Raw genomic sequence first — 18,654 nt, forward strand, 5'->3', positions numbered from 1 at the left:
AGTAATTACTTATCTGTTAATTCCATAAACTGTGCTACATATTCATTAGCAACATCTAACGCCCCTTGCCAGAAATCAGGCTTTGTTAAATCAACATTTAGATGTTTCATAGCTAAGTCCTCCACAGACATTCTTGCTGTGTCGCGAAGTAAGTTAATATAATTATCTTCAAAGCTCTTACCTTCTTTTAATGCTAGTGCGTAAATACCCATACTAAACAAATAACCGAATGTATACGGGAAGTTGTAGAAAGGTACACCAGTAATGTAAAAGTGAAGCTTTGAACTCCAAAAATGTGGGTGATATTCATTTAACGACTCATTGAATGCTTCTTTTTGCGCTTCAACCATTAATTCATTTAAGCGATTCGTGCTAACTAAACCATTTTTTCGTTCTTCATAAAAACGTGTTTCAAATAAGAATCGTGATTGAATATCCATAAAAAATGCAATGCTACGTTGAATATTATCATCTAATAAAGCTAACTTTTCTTCCTTACTATCTACACTCTTGAGTGCTGCATCTGATACGATCATTTCCGCAAACGTAGAAGCAGTTTCAGCAACGTTCATTGCGTAATGTGTATTATATTCATCTAAGTCATTGATTACATGTGAGTGATACGCATGACCTAACTCATGAGCTAATGTTGATACACTGTTTGCACTGCCGTCATATGTCATGAAGATACGAGATTCTTTAGCTAGTGGAAAACTCGTACAGAAACCACCAGGACGTTTGCCTGCTCGGTCTTCTGCTTCAATCCAGTTTTCTGTGAAAGCTGTTTTAGCGAAGTCAGCCATTTTTGGACTAAATGATTCAAAATGCTTCACAATAAAGTTAGCGCCTTCATCATAACTCATTTTATTGTCTACTGATCCAACAGGAGCATAAATATCTGTCCAACCTAACTTATCAACACCAAGCATTTCTGCTTTACGGTTTAAGTAATTTACATAAGTAGTTTTGTTATCATTAATTACATTCCACATTGTAGCTAATGTATCTTCACTCATGCGGTTAACTTCTAATGGTTCTTTAAGTACTTTATCCCAGCCTCGATGCTTATAAACATTTAAGCGATATCCACCAAGTCTGTTTAACGTTTCACTAAATAAATCCTCTTGCTCTTCCCAAGCTTTTTCCCAATTTGCAAATGCAACTTGTCTAACATTGCGATCATGATCATAAAGTTTGTTTTGCGCTTGTCCTACACTTAATTGTTTCGTTTCACCATTCTCTTCAAATGGAATTGTCATTCTCCCAACTAGAGTATTGTAAAGTTGTCCCCAAGCATGGTAGCCATCAACAGATAAATCATTTATTAATGATTCTTGTTCTAGTGGTAACTTTTCTTTCGCTTTAGAACGGCGCTCTTCTAATACAAAGGCAAGCTCAGCTAATTTTTCATCTTGCAATAAAACTTTCCAAGTACTATCTGCGATCTTAGAAATTTTCTCTTCTAATGTGGAAGATGCCATTTGGAAGCCTGCATTCATTTGTGTTAAGCGTCCTCTTAATAAGTTTGCTTCTTTATCACTAACGTCTTGAGCAGTTAAACAGCTAACAAATGCGCTAACTTCACGGGCCTTCTTTATAGTTTGTTGCATATTTTCCAATAATGTTACTAGCTCTTTGCTTTCATTTCCAGCTTGAGGGATATCCCAAGCTTGTACTTCAGACACTCTTGCATCCATATCTTTTTGTAACTCTTCTAAAAACTTATGCAATTGCTCAGATTTGCTTCCCCCTGGGAAAAAATTATCTAATTCCCAAACCTCTTTTAAACCTGTTAACATCTGCTCATCTCCCCTAATTATGTATTTCACTATTATACTACAAAATTTTGAATGTTTTTATAATATATTTCGACATCCAAAACAGTTTTATGGGTATTATGGTGTGTTTTTTAATATTTTTTTCCATTTTGAGTTGTATTTTCTAACAAAATGGCATATAGTACATTATAACAGTAATGCACTACTTTACTAGTAGGTAGAAGGAGGTGGAAAGTTGAAGTTAAGCAATGATGGACTAAAGCCAATATATGTTCAAATAGCTGAATGGCTTGAAACAGAAATAATGAGTGGAAGTATTAAGGATGATGAGAAAATATATTCACAATACCAACTTGCTGAAATGTTTAATATCAATCCAGCAACAGCGGCAAAGGGACTTAATATGTTAGCTGATGAAAATATCGTTTATAAAAAACGCGGGCTCGGAATGTTCGTTACCCCAAAGGCAAAAGAACAAATACTCATGAAACGGAAGGATCAAATAATGAAAAAAATGGTTTTTGAGCTTATTGCTGAGGCGAAGCGCTTAGAAGTTTCTGAAGATGAATTAGTAGTAATAGTTAAGCAAGCGATGACAACTTATAAAGAGGAGGAATAAAAATGAACATCGTTGAATGCCGTGACCTATCAAAGACTTATGGAAAGCATGATGCTATAAAAGGTATTTCATTTGATATTAAGGAAAACACGATTACTGGTTTAATTGGAAGAAATGGAGCAGGGAAAACAACATTACTTAAAATAATGGCTGGGTATTACCGGAACACCACTGGAGAAATAAAGGTATTTGAAAACAACCCGTTTAACAATATTACTGTTTCAGCAAATGTAATCTTTATCGATGACAACATGACGTTTCCTTCTTCTATTAACCTCTTAGAAATACTTCAATCAGCTAGCACCTTCTATACGAACTGGAATTCACAATTAGCTTTTAAACTTTTAGATTATTTTTCTTTCAATAAAAAGCAAACACATCAAAGCTTATCAAAGGGAATGAAAAGCACATTTAATATGATTATCGGCTTAGCTGCAAGGTGTCCTCTTACCATTTTCGATGAACCAACAACAGGAATGGACGCATCAACGCGAAAAGACTTTTATCGAGCATTACTTAAAGATTACATCCTGCATCCTAGAACAATCATATTGTCTAGTCACTTACTAAACGAAATGGAAGATATTTTAGAAGAAGTCTTACTTTTAGATTGTGGCGAAAAACTGCTTCACATGTCTGTCGACCATATAAAAAAACTGGCTGTAGGACTAAAAGGTAAGAGCAAGGACATTGAACGTGCAGTTACTAATTTAGATATCTTTCATAAAGAAATGATTGGTCAAAATTACACGTATATTGTTGTTGAAAATAAATTATCAGCGTCACAGATAGATGATCTTAAATTATCTGGAGTAGAAATTTCACCTATTTCAGCTGACGAAACTTGTGTATATTTAACAGCTAAAAACAAAGGAGGAATTGATAGTGTCTTTGACAAAAGTGAAAGTATTTGATGTAGCAGTAAAACAATATTTATACAAAATGAAAGCATATATGTGGTTTATTTTTAGTTTGATTCCGCTTCACGTTCTTGCGTTATTACTTTCTTTAAATGGAGTTGCTACTAGTGGATCTGGTAACAATTATGTATCTATTAAAATGAAGCTATATTCAAATGAAATTTTCATCATTTTTACATTACTTTGGATTTTATTTGGTGGGGTTACGTTAACGACAAAAGCATACCGAACTTCTGATTTTACTTTCGTCTCTAACCGCTTAAGTAGTAACTTATCTAATATTATGTATTTGTTTACTTTATCCGTTATAGGGAGTATCACTTGTTTTCTGTCAGGATACTTGCTCCGCTCCATTGCTTACTTTATTAATACAGATGAATTAATTATTAACGAAGCTATTACTTATACTGCTTCAGAGCTGTTTTGGGGGATTTCTGTTACTGCATTATATCTTTGTTTATTAGGAGCTATTGGCTATGCTTTTGGTATGCTAGTACAATTTTTTAAGCCATTTGCATTCTTACTTCCTGCATTATTATTCTGGTCACTACTTTTTACAGGAGGAAACAACGCTGTTATTAAATTTGTTGAGTTTCTTGTACTAGAGACCTCGTTTTTCATATTTACCATTAAAATTACTACATTATTACTGGCCTTGTTTAGTTTTTCCTTCCTTATTTCTAATAGATTGGAGGTCCGCTAATGTTCGGTATATTTTCTTTCATAGCAATAGCAATCCCTTTAATAATAGTTTTAGTTGCTTTATTCATTATGCAAAGATATTTACAAGTTATTGCATTAAGAAAGGTTTTCATATTTTATCTCTTACTATTACTACTTTCAGCTGCTTTCGTTCACATACTACCGAAAGATAACTTTATCTCTTTAGAAGATATAAGAATCAGTGAACCTCATAGTGCGGATTTCAATGCATTTTATCAAGCCATTCACAGTGATACACTCAAAGATCACGAGCAATTTATTATTAAAAAAACGTGGGATTTTACTAGTCATGATGGAGAGATTGAAATAATTTATCCTGAATCGTCCTCTCCGATCTTCGTTGAGCGAAGAGAAAGCGACAATAATGCAATTGAAGTTGTTCACTATACTTCAAAATTCTCATTCGGCTCAACCGATTTAACAGAGAAGAAAAATACATTTACAATTACTTTCCATGACAACAAGCTGATGATTACTGACCCAGAAAAATTCGACTATGAAATTGCTGGTTTTAAGAAAGATTTTGTTGTTATTCAATTTAATGAAGGCTCTTTATATAGTGGTGATTATTTTATTCCAATGAATAGTAGAAGTTTTGATGCGATTGTCATTCGAATACCTAAAGGATTAAAGCTTACCCCTAACAGTAAGTATCAACTAGTTAATCAATAAACACTAAAGAAAAAAGCCAAACCGACTTCGGTTTGGCTTCACTTTATTGTCCTCTTTCATCTTTATACAATTCATGGAACAACTTCATTAAGGATCGTTTCTCAATCCGTGATACATAACTTCTTGAAATTCCTAATTCTTTTGCAATTTCTCGCTGCGTTTTTTCGTCAAAGCCATATAAGCCAAAACGACCAACAACAACTTCCTTTTCCCGTTCATCTAACACATGAATATAGTCATAAATCTTCTTTTTTAATATTTCGAGCTGGATTGCTTCGACGATATCTTCGTCATCTTCACGAAGAACATCAATTAATGAAATTTCATTACCTTCTTTGTCTTGCCCGATTGGGTCATGTAGTGATACATCTTTCTTCGTCTTCTTCAAGGAGCGCAGGTGCATTAGAATTTCATTCTCAATGCATCGTGCTGCATAAGTTGCTAGTTTCGTGCCTTTTCCAGTCGAATAACTGTCAATTGCCTTCATTAATCCAATAGTACCAATGGAGATTAAATCTTCATTATCTTCACCAGTGTTGTCAAACTTTTTCGTAATATGGGCAACTAAGCGTAAATTGTGCTCGATCAATTTTTCACGTGCAACTTGACATTTTGTCTCTTGTAAATCATGAATATACTTTCGCTCATCATCTTCTGACAATGGCTGTGGAAATGCATTGTTCTTTACATAAGAAACGAAAAAGAGAAGCTCTTTAAAGAAGTACGTTAATGTACCAATAATTGACATTGATGGACACACCCCCAGATGATTTCATTATTCATCTATATGCTGATGTGTGATTGTCTGTGTCTGTCCTATATTATTTGTTTATAATATTTTGTGCATTGCCTAAGGAAATTTGTAATTTGTTTATTTATTCATATCCACCTTTGGCCTCAGGAAGCCATTTATCACTAGAAATATTAATTTCTCGCATTATAAGCATAATAATGTTCATTTCTTCTTTCCAAATGTATTTATTTCATTTTCATTTTTATTACTTATACCGTAGAGTAAAGAAAAATGAAAGTCATCTGGCATTTGTTCGGGCGTATTATTTTCCTCAGTAAAATTGCATCCAGTGCTAAATAAAAAGATACACATAACTACTATTAGTATTTTTTGAAACAACCACCTCAAACATCGTTTTCATTATTCTTTCTTTAGACTTGCTTTAATTCTTTTTTGTTTCGAAAAAAATATTTTTCGACATACGAAACTTTTTTCTTTTCAATATTTTACAAAAGAAGTAAACTAGGAATATTGAAAAAAAGATTTACACAGTTAAGGAGTGTTACTTTGCCAAGCAAATCTTCTAAAAACACCAAGAAAAAATTAACGTTATTTGCGCTTACTTGGCCAATATTTATAGAATTTCTTTTACATATGTTGATGGGTAATGCCGATACATTAATGCTAAGCCAGTACTCAGACAAATCAGTTGCTGCCGTTGGCGTTTCTAACCAAATTATTTCCGTTGTTATTGTCATGTTTGGCTTTATTGCAACCGGAACTGCAATCATTGTTGCTCAATACTTAGGAGCCGACGACGAAAAACAAGCAAATGAAGTATCAACAACTTCACTTTCAGTTAACTTCATCTTTGGTGCTCTTTTAAGTCTTGCTTTATTTATATTTAGTGAACAGATTTTAGTAGCTATGGGCATACCTGAGGAATTAATGCCTGAAGCTCTATCCTATATGAAAATTGTTGGTGGGGTTGCATTTATTCAAGCACTCTTAATGACTGCATCAGCAATTGTTCGAAGTCATGGATTTACGAAAGACACGATGTACGTGACGATAGGAATGAACATTTTAAATGTAATAGGAAACTATATATTTATTTTTGGTCCCTTTGGTTTACCAGTTTTAGGCGTTGATGGGGTTGCAATTTCAACAGTGATAAGTCGTTTGTTAGGGTTTATCGTCGTCCTAATTATCTTACAAAAACGAGTAAAAGGATCATTGTCATTAAAAGTTCTTTTCTCTTTCCCAATGCATCATATACGTAATTTATTAAAAATTGGTATTCCATCAGCTGGAGAGCAATTATCATATAATACGTCACAAATGGTAATTACTTTCTATATTGCCTCACTTGGTACGATAGCACTGACAACGAAAGTGTATACACAAAATTTAATGTTATTTATTTTATTGTTTGCAGTAGCGATTGGCCAAGGAACTCAAATATTAATTGGACATTTAGCAGGTGCTAAGAAGTTTGATGAAGCTTATACGAGATGTATTAAAAGTTTAAAGCTAGCAATCATCATTTCATTTAGCATGGGTGCTATTTTTTACACCTTTGCTGAACCATTGTTTCGAATATTCACTTCAAATGAAGATATTATTACAGTAGGTAAATCGTTAATTTTTCTTACCATTATTCTTGAACCTGGACGAGCTTTTAACCTCGTAGTTATAAATTCGTTACGTGCAGCTGGGGATGTTAAGTTTCCTGTGTACATGGGGATTGCCTCGATGTGGGGACTGAGTGTTCCTATTGCATACGTGCTCGGAATTTATTTCGGATATGGCTTAGTAGGTATTTGGATTGCATTTATTATAGATGAATGGTTTCGAGGTATTATTATGCTCATTCGCTGGCGCTCAAGAGTTTGGGAAAATAAATCATTTACGAATAAGCCAGATGTTTTACTCGAGAAGTAACTTTTCTACCCTCAATAATTTTTATGAGGGTATTTTTTTCCCTATTTTACTTAAGTTTACTTGATAAAGCATTTTTATTGGCTTTTTTCATACAATTATTTTGAGGTGATAAAAATGACAAGAGTTAAATATACAGATAGTGATATCGCTTTAATGGCAAGGATGATGAGGGCAGAAGCCGAGGGTGAAGGAAAACTAGGAATGCTAATGGTTGGTAACGTCATTGTAAATCGACTGAAGGCTAATTGTGGCGATTTTGAAGGATTAAAATCTATAAGACAAGTAATTTTCCAAGTTCAAGGTGGTAATTACTCTTTTGAAGCTGTACAAAAAGGGAACGTTTTTTATAATAGAGCGAGAAATGTAGAAAAAAGGTTAGCTAAGCAAACGTTAAATTATTGGAGAGAACACCCGTCAAAATACGCACTATGGTACTTTAATCCGTATGCTGCTTGCCCTCCTACTTGGTATGATCAACCATTTGCAGGTCAATTTAAGCAACATTGCTATTACGAGCCAAAGGCTAACACATGTGAAGGCGCATATAGGTATTAAAATCCCCCACTTTTTGTGGGGATTTTTTTGTTAGGTAGGAATATGTTTCGGTTTTAAGAAATCTAATTATGGAAGCTTTGAGAAGTAATATCCTTTTTCTCTTATCGCATCAATTAATTTTGGTAATGCTTCCAACGTGACAGGTAACTCATGTAATAAAATGATAGCTCCATCTTCCAAGTTGTCCGTTACATTTTTTATTAGTGATTCAGCTGTAATACCTTTTTGCCAGTCCATAGAAGCTATTCGCCACATTACTATTTCAATGTTTAACTGCTTAGCTATTTTTATTGTGTCATCGTTAAATTGGCCAAATGGTGGGCGAAAATATTTTATCTTATTTCCTGATAATTTCTCCAGTTTTTCTTTACTATATTTCATTTGTTCAAGCTGCTTTATATAACTTAGTTTTGCGAAGTTAGGATGATTCTGTGAATGGGAGCCAATTTGATGCCCATCCTCACTCATTCTATCCCATGGACGTTTATGATGACTTAAACGACTTTGCCAGAAAAATACAGCCTGTACTTCCTTTTCTTTTAACACATTAAGAATCGGTAAGATAAGCCTACTTGGACCATCATCAAATGTTAACGTTACAGAAGGATTGGTAGCTGTTAAGTTTCTTGTTAATATATTTTCATCTACATGATCGTACACGATCTCATCAGTTACAATTCAAGGACAATTACTTCTCATAAGAACCCTTCTCTCTTTATTGATCTGCCAACAAATCTTCTCTACTACTATATACCTCTATTTTAAAGGTGATAACTGATTAAGTAAAAATAAAAGACTTCCATTTGGAAGTCTTTCTACTATTCTAATGCCTGTTGTAAATCTTCAATTAAATCATCTACATCTTCCAATCCGACAGAGATTCGAATGAGTCCATCAGTAATCCCAAGTTCCGCTCTTCGCTCAGCTGGAATAGATGCATGTGTCATTTTAGCGGGTAATGAAATAAGGCTTTCAACTGCTCCTAGACTTTCTGCAAGGGTAAAGTATTTTACTTTTTTCAAAACTTTTTCCGCTAGCTCTCCACTTCCAACATCAAAGGAAATCATTCCACCGAATCCTGAAGCTTGTTCTAGGTGAATATCATGTCCCTTATGTGAAGGTAAGCCTGGATAATAAATCTTAGTTACTTTATCGTGAGCTTTTAGAAAGGAAACCAGTTTTTTTGTATTTTCTTCGATTTCTTCCATTCTTATTCCAAGGGTTTTTATCCCTCTCATTAGCAGCCATGCATCCTGTGGTCCTATTGTACCGCCTACTGAGTTTTGTACGAAATGTAGTCCATTGGCTAACTCGATCGTTTTTACTACAGCGAGCCCTGCGACAACGTCACTATGACCACCAATATACTTTGTCGCACTATGAATAACAATGTCTGCACCTAAGTCAATTGGTGTTTGCCAATAAGGTGTACTAAACGTATTATCTACAACAGTTAGTAAGTTTTTCTCTTTTGCTAATGTTGCTATCTCTTGTATGTCGGTTATTTTTAAAAGGGGATTTGTCGGTGTTTCAATATATATCATTTTCGTATTAGCTTTCACTGCATTTTTTACTTCTGATAGATTACTCGTATCAACAAATGTAGCTTCTAAACCGAAACGGTTTAACACCTTATTCATTAAACGGTATGAACCACCGTAGACGTCATCTGTTAAAATAATATGGTCTCCTGCAGATAGTAACATCATCACCGAGGAAATTGCTGCCATACCAGAGGAAAATGCAAATCCCGCCTCTCCGTTTTCTAGATCTTTAATAACTTCTTCTAATGCATGTCTAGTTGGATTTCCTGTTCGTGAATATTCATATCCTTTATGCTTACCAACTGCCTCTTGTTTATATGTACTAACTTGATAAATTGGTACGCTTACCGCACCTGTTGCTTCATCTCCAGTTATGCCACCATGAATTAACTTAGTCTTTTTTCGCAAGAAAATCCCTCCTTCAATTGAAATTCGTCAACACTACACATTATCCCTTCTACTTAGTAATTTTTGAATTATAGTCGTCAATATATTTATTTTTATTATGAAAAAAAGCAAAACATACCGTTAGGCACATTTTGCTTATTATGAATTTAGTTCATCTATTTGCTTTTTTATTTTCATTGCTTTTTGGAAAAAGAATGCTGAAGTAAAAATAAAAGTAAAATTCGCAGCAATTAAATATGGTGCATGTGATGCTTCTTTTCCTTCATAAGGAATTAACAACCCTAAAAAGAGGAAACCACTTAGAGCCAGCAAAACAATACCGAACCGAGAAAAGTCATTCATTTTCGCATAATATTCTTTCATATTAATCTGCTCCACTTTGTCCCCACCTTTCCAAAATCTATACATCAAATGTAACAAAAATTGACTGGAAAGGCTTTATTAAAATGTATCCAATACTAATAAGAATTGGTAAAACAAAAAGTATTAAAGGGAGTTTACAATATTAATGACTAAATTAGCTGAGTTAACAGATGCTTTCTCTAAAAACTGCTCATATGTGTTGCGTGAATCATCATCTTTTCCTGCAATATCAGATAAGGAGCGGATAATGACAAAAGGGACGTTAAATTGATAACAAACTTGAGCAATTCCCCCTGCCTCCATTTCAGCTGCATATACGTTCGGGAAAGTATCTTTAACGAATTGGACACGTTCCGCCGAATCCATGAAGGAATCGCTTGAAGTAATTAACCCTTTGACAACTTGCAACCCATCTAACAGTTCTGCACTTTTTTCTGCAGTTGCGACTAACTTTTCATCTGGCTTATAAAATGCCGGCATTCTTGGTACTTGACCGTATTCATAACCGAAAGTTGTTGCATCGACATCATGGTAACGTACTTCAGTAGAAATGACGATATCACCAACATTTAGAGAATGATGAAATCCACCAGCAGAACCAGTATTAATGACAACATCTGGTTGATGACCATCAATTAATAAGGTTGTCCCAACAGCAGCATTAACTTTACCAATGCCTGATTTTAAAAGTACAATTTCGTGTCCTGCCATTTCCCCTGTTGTAAATTCACATCCAGCTTTTTCGTATACGGTAGCTCCATTTAATTTTTGCTTTAATAGTTCTACTTCTTCTTCCATTGCTCCAATAATTGCAATTTTCATGTATGTACAGCTCCTTAATGGAATTTTCATTTTGTTGAAACTAATATCTATAATAACAACTTTTCAAAAATCTAGCCAATTAGTATAGTAGAAATAGAATATATTTTGAAAGGATGCTCATGATGTCACTAAGCTTAGAACGAATTGAAGATAAAGTAGAATTTTTTGAGGCGGCAACATTGCAAAAATTGGAATATCTCGTTAATGAAAAAATTGATCAAAATCGTGCATTATTACTAGAGGTGCATCATATTTCTCATCAAGTTTCGCCATTGGAAAATGGGAAACTATACTACTCAGCTGTCGTCCATTTTAAAGGGAAAAAGTGAGTGCAATTGATGCACTCACTTTTTTTAGTTAGTAAGATATGGTTCAACATATTTTTCATATTCTTCTTGTGTTAGATTTCTTTCTGAAGTCGGTTTCCAACCTTTTTCCGTTACCCATTCAATCGTTACTTTCTTATATTCATTCGATCCACGTTTTGACACAATACCAAAAGATTTGTCTGGGGCACCATCATTACCAATCCACCATAATGACATGTTACTTTTATCAACATTAATTGCAACACTAAGTGCTAACTTCATCTCTTCCCAATCAACTGAATTCTCATCATATTGTGTTTGATGTGGCTCTTCTTGAGTTGTCCCTACAGGTTCCCAGTTTCCGCTTCCGTTACTGCTATTATCGTCATTGCTATTTTCTCCATTAGAATTGTTAGCTCCATCACTAGCAGCACTATTGGTGTCTTCATTTTGTTCTTTACCAGAATTGGAATCGGTTTTATTTTCTTCATCATTTACTTGATCATTCGTATTTGTATTATTTTCTTCTGAAACGACTGGCTGTACCGATGGATTAAAAAAGAAATGGACAATGCTTATTCCTAAGATACATGCCCCAATGATAAGTCCAACGTATAAAGTGACTGACATAATAGATTTTTTAATTCTCTTTTTTCTTTCGTGAATTCTATTCATTCGCATAGATATAGTCCCCCTTACTCTACCATTATACTATGTTGGTTTAGTAGTAATACAAATTTTCTAAATTTTTTATAGAAACTGTAACTATTGTCATTTATATACGTCTATTTAACATCAAGGACTATTTTCTGGGAGGATTATAATGAAATTCACTACTTTTAATCGTGTTCTATGGAATTTAAAGCAATTTGATACGATCGGATATGACAAAACTACCAAAACACTTATCGTGAAATTTTTCTCAGGTGAAGAAAAAAAGTTCACAAATATAAGTGAAGAAACGATTTTTGAATTTATAATTGCACCCCAAAAAGAACAATTCTTTTATGACAAAATTAATTCTAAAGTACTTAACTAATGCTCGTGAGATTGTTCGTAGCTATGAATATATTTTAGTAAGTCTTTAAATACGTGAAAAGCTTTTTTATCTTTATCTTTTTCAAGATTTACAACTACTAAGGCATATTTGGGTTTTTCTGCAGGGAAATATCCGGCAAACCAATGGTGGTTTTTATTCGTTATCTCAGTCGTTATTTGTGCTGTACCAGATTTGCCTGCTACTTTATAAGGAAGGTTACGAAAAGTTCTTCCTGTCCCTAATTCGTAATCGACGACATGTTCTAGTAATTCTTTTAACTTTAATGCTGTAAAAGGTGCTATTTTGTTATCATCTAACTCATCATTTGCGAACGAAACTAATGTACTGCCATCTTTGTACATAATTTTTTTAGCCGTTCTTACTTGCTTTTTTATTCCGCCACGTGCAATTGTCGCCATCATATTTGCAAGTGCTAGCGGTGTTACTCGGACATCTTGTTGTCCAATTGCTGTTTGTGAAATGTAATTTTCATCCTTCTTATCCATCTTATCAAGCCAAACTCTTCCTACCTGCTCTTCTTCGATTGGTAAATGCGAGAAATTGTCGTAATGAAACACTCTCCCTTGCCAACTTACCCTACTTACTAACCCTAATTTTTCTGCATATTCATGTAAAATATTCTCATCGATTTTCGCCATTTCTTTTGCCAATGTTGCAAACGTGTAATTACAACTACGAGCAAAACTATCTTTAAATGTAAGCTTGCCAAAATCATATGGTGCAAGCCCATCACCTCGCACATTTTTACTGCAATCGAATATCCGGCCTCTTTCAATCATGTTTTTTTCAATAGCAGCAGCAGCTACGACTATTTTAAATGTTGACCCGGGTATTTGTAGCGAAAGCATTTCATTCTTCCCTCGGCCAAATGGATCTTTTAAATCAATTGGCCTACTAACCATTGCAATTAAATCACTAGTTTCAACATCAAGTAAAACAAGACCACCATTAGTTATTCCATGTTGGTCAACTATCTTTTCAGCAGCAATTTGAATATCCTTATTTAACGACGTTTGTACAGTAATTGGATAAAATGGATTAGCAGGTGCTACATATTTAACGTTCATGCCAAATAAAGGCCCTCCTCTACCATCTACGTGGTATAAAAGTTTGGAAGGGCCTTCTGTTATTACAAATGGATCAAAGGCCTTCTGTAGGCCTGTTTTGCCTATTTCCGTATTCCTTGCTAATAATCCGCTTGTTACTTTTTCTTTATAGAGCCTTACAATTTCATTTGGATCTTCACCAATAACTCCAATTAACGGCTGAGCAACATGATCTGTTATTGTAAAGTGCTTATATTGAACATAAACACCAGGTATTTGCAAAGCATTAATTTGCTCCATTTGCTTTTCCGTTAATGGGATCGGTCCATCATTTCTTAAAGCAAACGGGGTCTTTTCTTCTGCTAATTGGTTAAGTATGATTTCCTTGTCTATTCCAATAATGGCTGCTATTTTATCGACTGGCCAATTGAGTTGTTTTAAAAATGGAAATAAAATTAATACAGGGTATTGTTCATGTGTAAGTTTCTTATTGTTCCGGTCAACAAATCGCCCTCTCCCATAATCTAATAGATAAGATTGTGTTCGTTGATTGACACTTTCCTCAATTAGATTAATATGGCGACCTTCAAAGTTCTTAGTAGCAATTAGTTGAATGTATGCTAATCTTGCAATTGCTGTTAAAAATAAAAGAATGAAAACAGTAACGAAGAGAAATGCCCTTTTCTTTATTTGCAAGAAAATCACCTCATTTTCCATTTTCACCTTTTCCTGTTAGTTTTAATCAAAATACCGGCTTAGCTAAAAGCGATAAAAATGAAAAAAGAGCAGAATCATCTGCTCTTTGAATTATTTTACTTCTACAATTTTAACTTTAATTTCTCCACCTGGAGTTTGAACTGTTACTTCTTGATTAATCCCTTTACCAAGAAGGCTTTTTCCCATCGGAGAATCATTTGAGATTTTTCCTTCAAATGGATCAGCTTCTGCACTACCAACGATTGTATACGTTTCTTTATCTCCGTCTGGAAGTTCAACAAAAGTAACTGATTTTCCAATTGATACGACATCTGGGTTAGATTTGTCGTCTTCAATAATTACAGCGTTACGAATCATTTTTTCCAACTGTTGAATACGAGACTCAACGAATGCTTGCTCTTCTTTTGCTGAATCATACTCAGAGTTTTCCGAAAGATCTCCAAAGCTTCTCGCGATCTTAATTCGTTCAACTACTTCTTTACGTTTTTCTGTTTTTAGTACCTCTAGTTCATCTTGAAGCTTTTGCTTTCCTGCCTCGGTCATATAATGCTGTTTTTCTTCAGCCATTGTAGTCACTCCTTGTCAATTAATCGAACCATAAATATGTAAGATGGAAAAATGAAGAAATATTATTACTTATATAATGCTATTATAATATGGCTTTATGTTCAAGAATAGTTTTAATTTTCGTAACCATTAAATCAATTGCCACTCTATTTTGTCCACCTTCAGGTATAATTATGTCGGCATAGCGTTTTGTAGGCTCTATAAATTGCAAGTGCATTGGCCTTACGACTGAAGTATATTGATCAATTACTGATTCAATTGTTCTACCTCGTTCACTAATATCACGAACCATACGGCGAATAATTCTAATGTCGGCATCGGTATCGACGAAAAGTTTAATGTCCATTAAGTTACGTAGACGCTCGTCCTCTAAAACTAAAATACCCTCTAAAATAATAACATCTTTCGGCTCTAAATGATTTACTTCGGAAGAACGAGTGTGAGCTGCATAATCATAAACAGGTTTGTCAATTGATTCATAATTTAATAAAGATTCGATATGTTGGATTAATAAATCGTTATCGAATGCTAACGGATGATCATAATTCGTTTTTAATCTTTCTTCCATTGGTATATCTGATTGGTCTTTATAATATGCATCTTGTTCAATCATAAGGATTGATTGATTTGCAAATTCGTTATAAATTTCTTTTGCAACAGTTGTTTTCCCTGAACCGGTACCTCCGGCTACTCCAATAACTATAGGTTTATTCCCCATTTTGTTACTCCTTCCTCAAAACGGTGACATATTTTTCTAGGATGTACGTAAAGAAGTATGTTCATGCAGTCATTTTCTATTTTTTTAAGCTAATCGCAATTCCATCTCCGATAGGTAATATCATCGTATCAAATTGTGGGTCGTTCATAATTTCTTCGTTATAAGCATCAATTTTTTTCACCATGTTTTTATGGCGTTTCTCAGCATCTTCAATGGAAGCAACTAACCCACGAAATAATACATTATCTGAAATAATCATTCCGTTTTCGTTTAAACATTGTTGTGACGTAGTAAAAAACTTTTGATATTGCCCTTTGGCAGCATCTATAAATATTGCATCAAAAGAATATTTTTCTTTTACATCTTCTAAAACATCAAGTGCATCGCCAAAAATGACTTGGATCCTCTCTTCAAGGTCCGCTTTTTTTATAAAAGAAACAGCGTCTGAATAGCGTTTTTCATCTCTTTCAATCGTCACAATTGTAACTTGTGGAAGCGTTAGTGCCATGCGTATGGCTGAATAACCAATTGCTGCTCCGATTTCTAAGATTGTTTTAGGCTGCTTTAGACGTAAGAATTGTAATAATGCTTCCATACCAACGATGTCCATGATAGGTACATTATTTTCTTTTGCATAGTGCTCCATTTCTTCTAACAAACCAGTGCGATCTTGCACTAAGTTTTCTAAGTATTTTTCTATTTTTGGATGAACGATCACGTTAGACACGCTCCTTTAACCCGATATATTTTACCATAAAGAAATAGGGAAAGCGAGTACATATCGCCTTCCCACAATCATTTATTATTCTTCATTATCTAATTCGTGCCACTCATGTTCATATGTTTCTTTTACTTTTAAGTGCTCAGCATACGTTTCACTATAAAGAACTTCTCCGTTTGGACGGGCATAGAAGAATAAGTCTTCCATATCGAATGGATTAATTGCAGCATCAATTGCTGTAATACTTGGGTTAGCAATTGGGCCTACTGGTATTCCTGGATATTTGTACGTATTATACGGCGAATCAATTAACGTATCTTCAAAAGTTGGAATCGTCCCAATACTATCGTCAACATACATAATTGTTACGTCCGATTGTAATGCCATTCCAATTTTAATTCGATTATGGAATACACTTGAAACTTTATATCGATCATCTTCTAGACGAGACTCTCTTTCAATAATAGACGCTAAAGTTAAAACATCATGGAAAGATAAGCCTTTCTCTTCTAAGGTTGGTTTATACATTGCATAAATTTGATCTGTTTTCACTAACATTTTTTCAATAATATCTTCAATAGTAGGATTCTCTACATAAAAATCATAAGTTAAGGGGTGTAAATATCCTTCTAACGGCGAGATAATATTTGGATGTAAAATACCATCATCTAGCACTTCATATTTTTCAATTAAAGATAAGAGATATTCCGCATCATGTAGCTTCTCTAAAATTTCTTCTTCGGTATAATCCGTTTTTGAGGCTACATCTTTAGCGAATTTAGGAATTGAAAGACCTTCTGGTATCGTTAAACGGAACTTAACTTCTCGAATGACTTTCCCAGTTTTCAATATATCAATTATTTCTTGTAAATTCATGGATTGTGATAATGCATATTCACCAGCCTGAAATCCAGACTCATTCTTAAATTTAACATAAAATTTAAAAATTCTAGCATCTTTTATTAATTCATTTTCTTCTAAAATTCTTGCAATTGCAGTAGATGATGATCCAATTGGAATAGAAACTGCTATAGTAGATTCACTTTCTGGATTAAGCGGTTCTAATGATCCTTTTATATAAGAGTATGCACCATAAACTACACCTACCGATGTAAAAGTGAATATTAGTAAAAATATCATAACTACACGACGGACTATTTTAGCTTCATGATTGCGCTCTATAATAACTTGTTGTTCACTATTTGGATTAGGTGTAACCATAAGATTCTCCCCTTTCAACTTTTCTATTATACTATAGGAAAGGGAGATATACATACTATTTTCATAGATTATCTTGCATTAATTATTGGTAATGATTCTTTTAAAGCTGGATGTTTTATTATTGTGAAATAAAAAAAAGAGGTTGAGAAAAAATTCTCAACCTCTTTTTATTCACAAATTACATCTCTTCATCTGCAACAGTGTTTAGCATTTCTTCAACAATTTCCCACTCTTCATCTGTTTCGATATCAGTTAGGATAAATTCTTCGCCTTGCTCTTCATAGCGGAAAGCCACAACATCAACTAAATCAACATCGTTGTCAGCGTCGTCTTCTGCATCTTCATCTTTCACTTCTTCAAGAACAATATAAGTTCTTCCTGTATCATCTACGTCGAACTTAAAAAGTTCTCTAAATGTTGTTTCGTTGTCGTTTTCATCTGGTAATGTAATATAAATACGATCTAATTCTTCAGTCATTATGACACCTCATTTTTTTATATGCTATCTAAGTAATTTTGCAAAATAACTACAGCAGCCATTTTATCAATGACTTTCTTGCGCTTCTTTCTACTTACATCTGCTGAAATAAGCATTTTTTCTGCTGACACAGTTGATAAACGCTCATCCCACAGTTGAACAGGTAATTGGTACTTGGTCTTAATCTTTTCGGCAAATTCCTTACAAGCCTCACCGCGTTCCCCAATTGTCCCATTCATGTTTTTTGGAAGTCCAACAATTATTTTCTCAACGTTGTACTGCTCAATGATTTCTCTTAGCCTGGCATAACTTTTTTTTGTCGGTTGGTCTTGAAATTTAATTGTTTCAATCCCTTGTGCTGTCCAGCCCATTTCATCACTAATAGCTACTCCAATTGTCTTCGTTCCAACATCTAAACCTAAAATTCTCATACTAGTCCTCTTTATGCTTCTCTATATAGGATTTCACCAATTCCTCAATTAATTCATCACGTTCGATTTTTCTAATTAACGTTCGCGCATCATTGTGACGAGGAATGTATGCTGGGTCACCTGATAACAAATAGCCAACAATTTGGTTAATTGGATTATAGCCTTTTTCCTGTAGTGCATCATGGACAGACAATAAAACTTCTTTCCCGCTTGTTTGTTGTTCATCATGAATGTTAAATTTCATTGTTTTATCACTGAAATTCATATTTTCACCTCGCAATTTGCTGACGTACCTATATATTCCTC

23 protein-coding genes are annotated in these 18,654 nt (G+C 34.1%); 8 read left to right on the top strand and 15 right to left on the bottom strand.

Annotated features, from left to right (window positions below):
• Nucleotides 1-5: 5 nt before the first annotated feature.
• Nucleotides 6-1,799 (bottom strand): M3 family oligoendopeptidase, encoded by a 1,794-nt coding sequence (locus tag CIB95_RS05325; RefSeq protein ID WP_094922902.1) that lies wholly within the window; start codon nucleotides 1,797-1,799, stop codon nucleotides 6-8.
• Nucleotides 1,800-2,013: 214 nt separating this feature from the next.
• Between CIB95_RS05325 and CIB95_RS05330 the strand changes: the two genes are divergently transcribed.
• The 4 genes from CIB95_RS05330 to CIB95_RS05345 are packed head-to-tail and all read left to right on the top strand — an operon-like array spanning nucleotide 2,014 to nucleotide 4,712.
• Nucleotides 2,014-2,397 carry a GntR family transcriptional regulator gene (locus CIB95_RS05330; protein ID WP_094922903.1) on the top strand — a complete coding sequence of 128 codons (384 nt, stop codon included), beginning with the start codon at nucleotides 2,014-2,016 and terminating at the stop codon, nucleotides 2,395-2,397.
• A gap of 2 nt (nucleotides 2,398-2,399) precedes the next feature.
• Entirely contained in the window at nucleotides 2,400-3,311 is a 912-nt protein-coding gene (locus tag CIB95_RS05335; RefSeq protein WP_094922905.1) for an ATP-binding cassette domain-containing protein, read from the top strand.
• Nucleotides 3,283-4,020, top strand: coding sequence for a hypothetical protein (locus CIB95_RS05340; RefSeq protein ID WP_094922906.1), 738 nt, complete (start codon nucleotides 3,283-3,285; stop codon nucleotides 4,018-4,020). The genes CIB95_RS05335 and CIB95_RS05340 overlap by 29 nt, the downstream gene beginning before the upstream one ends.
• Entirely contained in the window at nucleotides 4,020-4,712 is a 693-nt protein-coding gene (locus tag CIB95_RS05345) for a hypothetical protein (protein ID WP_094922908.1), read from the top strand. Before CIB95_RS05340 ends, CIB95_RS05345 begins: the two co-directional genes overlap by 1 nt.
• 43 nt (nucleotides 4,713-4,755) lie before the next feature.
• Here CIB95_RS05345 and sigK read toward each other — a convergent pair whose 3' ends face one another.
• Nucleotides 4,756-5,460, bottom strand: coding sequence for an RNA polymerase sporulation sigma factor SigK (gene sigK / locus CIB95_RS05350; RefSeq protein ID WP_094922911.1), 705 nt, complete (start codon nucleotides 5,458-5,460; stop codon nucleotides 4,756-4,758).
• A 552-nt stretch (nucleotides 5,461-6,012) separates the two neighbouring features.
• Here sigK and CIB95_RS05355 point away from each other — a divergent pair.
• Both CIB95_RS05355 and CIB95_RS05360 read left to right on the top strand, forming a co-directional pair.
• Nucleotides 6,013-7,389: an MATE family efflux transporter gene (locus CIB95_RS05355; RefSeq protein ID WP_233143916.1), complete on the top strand. Its 1,377-nt coding sequence runs from the start codon at nucleotides 6,013-6,015 to the stop codon at nucleotides 7,387-7,389.
• A gap of 114 nt (nucleotides 7,390-7,503) precedes the next feature.
• Nucleotides 7,504-7,944 carry a cell wall hydrolase gene (locus CIB95_RS05360; protein WP_094922916.1) on the top strand — a complete coding sequence of 147 codons (441 nt, stop codon included), beginning with the start codon at nucleotides 7,504-7,506 and terminating at the stop codon, nucleotides 7,942-7,944.
• A 66-nt stretch (nucleotides 7,945-8,010) separates the two neighbouring features.
• Here the strand turns inward: CIB95_RS05360 and CIB95_RS05365 are convergent, their stop codons facing one another.
• The 4 genes from CIB95_RS05365 to mtnN all read right to left on the bottom strand — a co-directional run bounded on the left by CIB95_RS05365 (nucleotide 8,011) and on the right by mtnN (nucleotide 11,081).
• Nucleotides 8,011-8,604 carry a polysaccharide deacetylase family protein gene (locus CIB95_RS05365; protein ID WP_233143918.1) on the bottom strand — a complete coding sequence of 198 codons (594 nt, stop codon included), beginning with the start codon at nucleotides 8,602-8,604 and terminating at the stop codon, nucleotides 8,011-8,013.
• A gap of 158 nt (nucleotides 8,605-8,762) precedes the next feature.
• A complete protein-coding gene (locus CIB95_RS05370) occupies nucleotides 8,763-9,896 on the bottom strand; it encodes a bifunctional cystathionine gamma-lyase/homocysteine desulfhydrase (RefSeq protein WP_094922918.1) in 1,134 nt (377 codons plus the stop codon).
• A 138-nt stretch (nucleotides 9,897-10,034) separates the two neighbouring features.
• Nucleotides 10,035-10,274, bottom strand: coding sequence for a YrhC family protein (locus tag CIB95_RS05375; RefSeq protein ID WP_233143919.1), 240 nt, complete (start codon nucleotides 10,272-10,274; stop codon nucleotides 10,035-10,037).
• Nucleotides 10,275-10,382: 108 nt separating this feature from the next.
• Nucleotides 10,383-11,081 (bottom strand): 5'-methylthioadenosine/S-adenosylhomocysteine nucleosidase, encoded by a 699-nt coding sequence (gene mtnN, locus CIB95_RS05380; RefSeq protein WP_094922920.1) that lies wholly within the window; start codon nucleotides 11,079-11,081, stop codon nucleotides 10,383-10,385.
• Nucleotides 11,082-11,203: 122 nt separating this feature from the next.
• Here mtnN and CIB95_RS05385 point away from each other — a divergent pair, with 122 nt between their 5' ends.
• A complete protein-coding gene (locus CIB95_RS05385; RefSeq protein WP_094922923.1) occupies nucleotides 11,204-11,410 on the top strand; it encodes a DUF2536 family protein in 207 nt (68 codons plus the stop codon).
• Between the two features lie 24 nt (nucleotides 11,411-11,434).
• On the opposite strand, the gene CIB95_RS05390 is transcribed toward CIB95_RS05385, so the two are convergent.
• Entirely contained in the window at nucleotides 11,435-12,070 is a 636-nt protein-coding gene (locus tag CIB95_RS05390) for a YrrS family protein (protein WP_094922925.1), read from the bottom strand.
• Nucleotides 12,071-12,212: 142 nt separating this feature from the next.
• Between CIB95_RS05390 and CIB95_RS05395 the strand changes: the two genes are divergently transcribed.
• On the top strand, nucleotides 12,213-12,428 hold the full coding sequence (locus CIB95_RS05395) for a KTSC domain-containing protein (protein ID WP_094922928.1): 216 nt from the start codon (nucleotides 12,213-12,215) through the stop codon (nucleotides 12,426-12,428).
• Here CIB95_RS05395 and CIB95_RS05400 read toward each other — a convergent pair.
• From CIB95_RS05400 to CIB95_RS05435, 8 genes are all read right to left on the bottom strand, one after another.
• Nucleotides 12,425-14,200, bottom strand: a complete 1,776-nt coding sequence (locus tag CIB95_RS05400; protein ID WP_233143929.1) for a peptidoglycan D,D-transpeptidase FtsI family protein — start codon at nucleotides 14,198-14,200, stop codon at nucleotides 12,425-12,427. The two genes, CIB95_RS05395 and CIB95_RS05400, sit on opposite strands and share 4 nt — an antisense overlap.
• A 102-nt stretch (nucleotides 14,201-14,302) precedes the next feature.
• Complete coding sequence (gene greA, locus CIB95_RS05405) at nucleotides 14,303-14,779, bottom strand: transcription elongation factor GreA (protein ID WP_094922930.1); 477 nt, start codon at nucleotides 14,777-14,779, stop codon at nucleotides 14,303-14,305.
• A gap of 82 nt (nucleotides 14,780-14,861) precedes the next feature.
• Nucleotides 14,862-15,497, bottom strand: coding sequence for a uridine kinase (gene udk / locus CIB95_RS05410; protein ID WP_094922932.1), 636 nt, complete (start codon nucleotides 15,495-15,497; stop codon nucleotides 14,862-14,864).
• A gap of 76 nt (nucleotides 15,498-15,573) precedes the next feature.
• Nucleotides 15,574-16,215 carry an O-methyltransferase gene (locus tag CIB95_RS05415; RefSeq protein WP_332893029.1) on the bottom strand — a complete coding sequence of 214 codons (642 nt, stop codon included), beginning with the start codon at nucleotides 16,213-16,215 and terminating at the stop codon, nucleotides 15,574-15,576.
• A gap of 84 nt (nucleotides 16,216-16,299) precedes the next feature.
• Complete coding sequence (gene mltG, locus CIB95_RS05420) at nucleotides 16,300-17,439, bottom strand: endolytic transglycosylase MltG (RefSeq protein ID WP_158217566.1); 1,140 nt, start codon at nucleotides 17,437-17,439, stop codon at nucleotides 16,300-16,302.
• A gap of 178 nt (nucleotides 17,440-17,617) precedes the next feature.
• On the bottom strand, nucleotides 17,618-17,917 hold the full coding sequence (locus CIB95_RS05425; RefSeq protein WP_332893032.1) for a DUF1292 domain-containing protein: 300 nt from the start codon (nucleotides 17,915-17,917) through the stop codon (nucleotides 17,618-17,620).
• 17 nt (nucleotides 17,918-17,934) lie between these two features.
• Nucleotides 17,935-18,348, bottom strand: coding sequence for a Holliday junction resolvase RuvX (gene ruvX / locus CIB95_RS05430; protein ID WP_094922940.1), 414 nt, complete (start codon nucleotides 18,346-18,348; stop codon nucleotides 17,935-17,937).
• 1 nt (nucleotide 18,349) lies between these two features.
• Nucleotides 18,350-18,613 (bottom strand): IreB family regulatory phosphoprotein, encoded by a 264-nt coding sequence (locus CIB95_RS05435; protein ID WP_094922943.1) that lies wholly within the window; start codon nucleotides 18,611-18,613, stop codon nucleotides 18,350-18,352.
• Nucleotides 18,614-18,654: the final 41 nt, after the last annotated feature.

It is taken from the genome of Lottiidibacillus patelloidae (genome assembly GCF_002262935.1).
Lineage (GTDB): Bacteria > Bacillota > Bacilli > Bacillales > SA5d-4 > Lottiidibacillus > Lottiidibacillus patelloidae.

Excerpts from the sequence above, each read along its gene's own strand:
- CIB95_RS05325 (WP_094922902.1), bottom strand. The coding sequence starts at position 1,799 with ATGTTAACAGGTTTAAAAGAGGTTTGGGAATTAGATAATTTTTTCCCA.
- CIB95_RS05335 (WP_094922905.1), top strand. The coding sequence starts at position 2,400 with ATGAACATCGTTGAATGCCGTGACCTATCAAAGACTTATGGAAAGCAT.
- CIB95_RS05345 (WP_094922908.1), top strand. The coding sequence starts at position 4,020 with ATGTTCGGTATATTTTCTTTCATAGCAATAGCAATCCCTTTAATAATA.
- sigK (WP_094922911.1), bottom strand. The coding sequence starts at position 5,460 with ATGTCAATTATTGGTACATTAACGTACTTCTTTAAAGAGCTTCTCTTT.
- CIB95_RS05360 (WP_094922916.1), top strand. The coding sequence starts at position 7,504 with ATGACAAGAGTTAAATATACAGATAGTGATATCGCTTTAATGGCAAGG.
- mtnN (WP_094922920.1), bottom strand. The coding sequence starts at position 11,081 with ATGAAAATTGCAATTATTGGAGCAATGGAAGAAGAAGTAGAACTATTA.
- CIB95_RS05385 (WP_094922923.1), top strand. The coding sequence starts at position 11,204 with ATGTCACTAAGCTTAGAACGAATTGAAGATAAAGTAGAATTTTTTGAG.
- CIB95_RS05390 (WP_094922925.1), bottom strand. The coding sequence starts at position 12,070 with ATGCGAATGAATAGAATTCACGAAAGAAAAAAGAGAATTAAAAAATCT.
- CIB95_RS05395 (WP_094922928.1), top strand. The coding sequence starts at position 12,213 with ATGAAATTCACTACTTTTAATCGTGTTCTATGGAATTTAAAGCAATTT.
- greA (WP_094922930.1), bottom strand. The coding sequence starts at position 14,779 with ATGGCTGAAGAAAAACAGCATTATATGACCGAGGCAGGAAAGCAAAAG.
- udk (WP_094922932.1), bottom strand. The coding sequence starts at position 15,497 with ATGGGGAATAAACCTATAGTTATTGGAGTAGCCGGAGGTACCGGTTCA.
- mltG (WP_158217566.1), bottom strand. The coding sequence starts at position 17,439 with ATGGTTACACCTAATCCAAATAGTGAACAACAAGTTATTATAGAGCGC.
- CIB95_RS05425 (WP_332893032.1), bottom strand. The coding sequence starts at position 17,917 with ATGACTGAAGAATTAGATCGTATTTATATTACATTACCAGATGAAAAC.
- ruvX (WP_094922940.1), bottom strand. The coding sequence starts at position 18,348 with ATGAGAATTTTAGGTTTAGATGTTGGAACGAAGACAATTGGAGTAGCT.
- CIB95_RS05435 (WP_094922943.1), bottom strand. The coding sequence starts at position 18,613 with ATGAATTTCAGTGATAAAACAATGAAATTTAACATTCATGATGAACAA.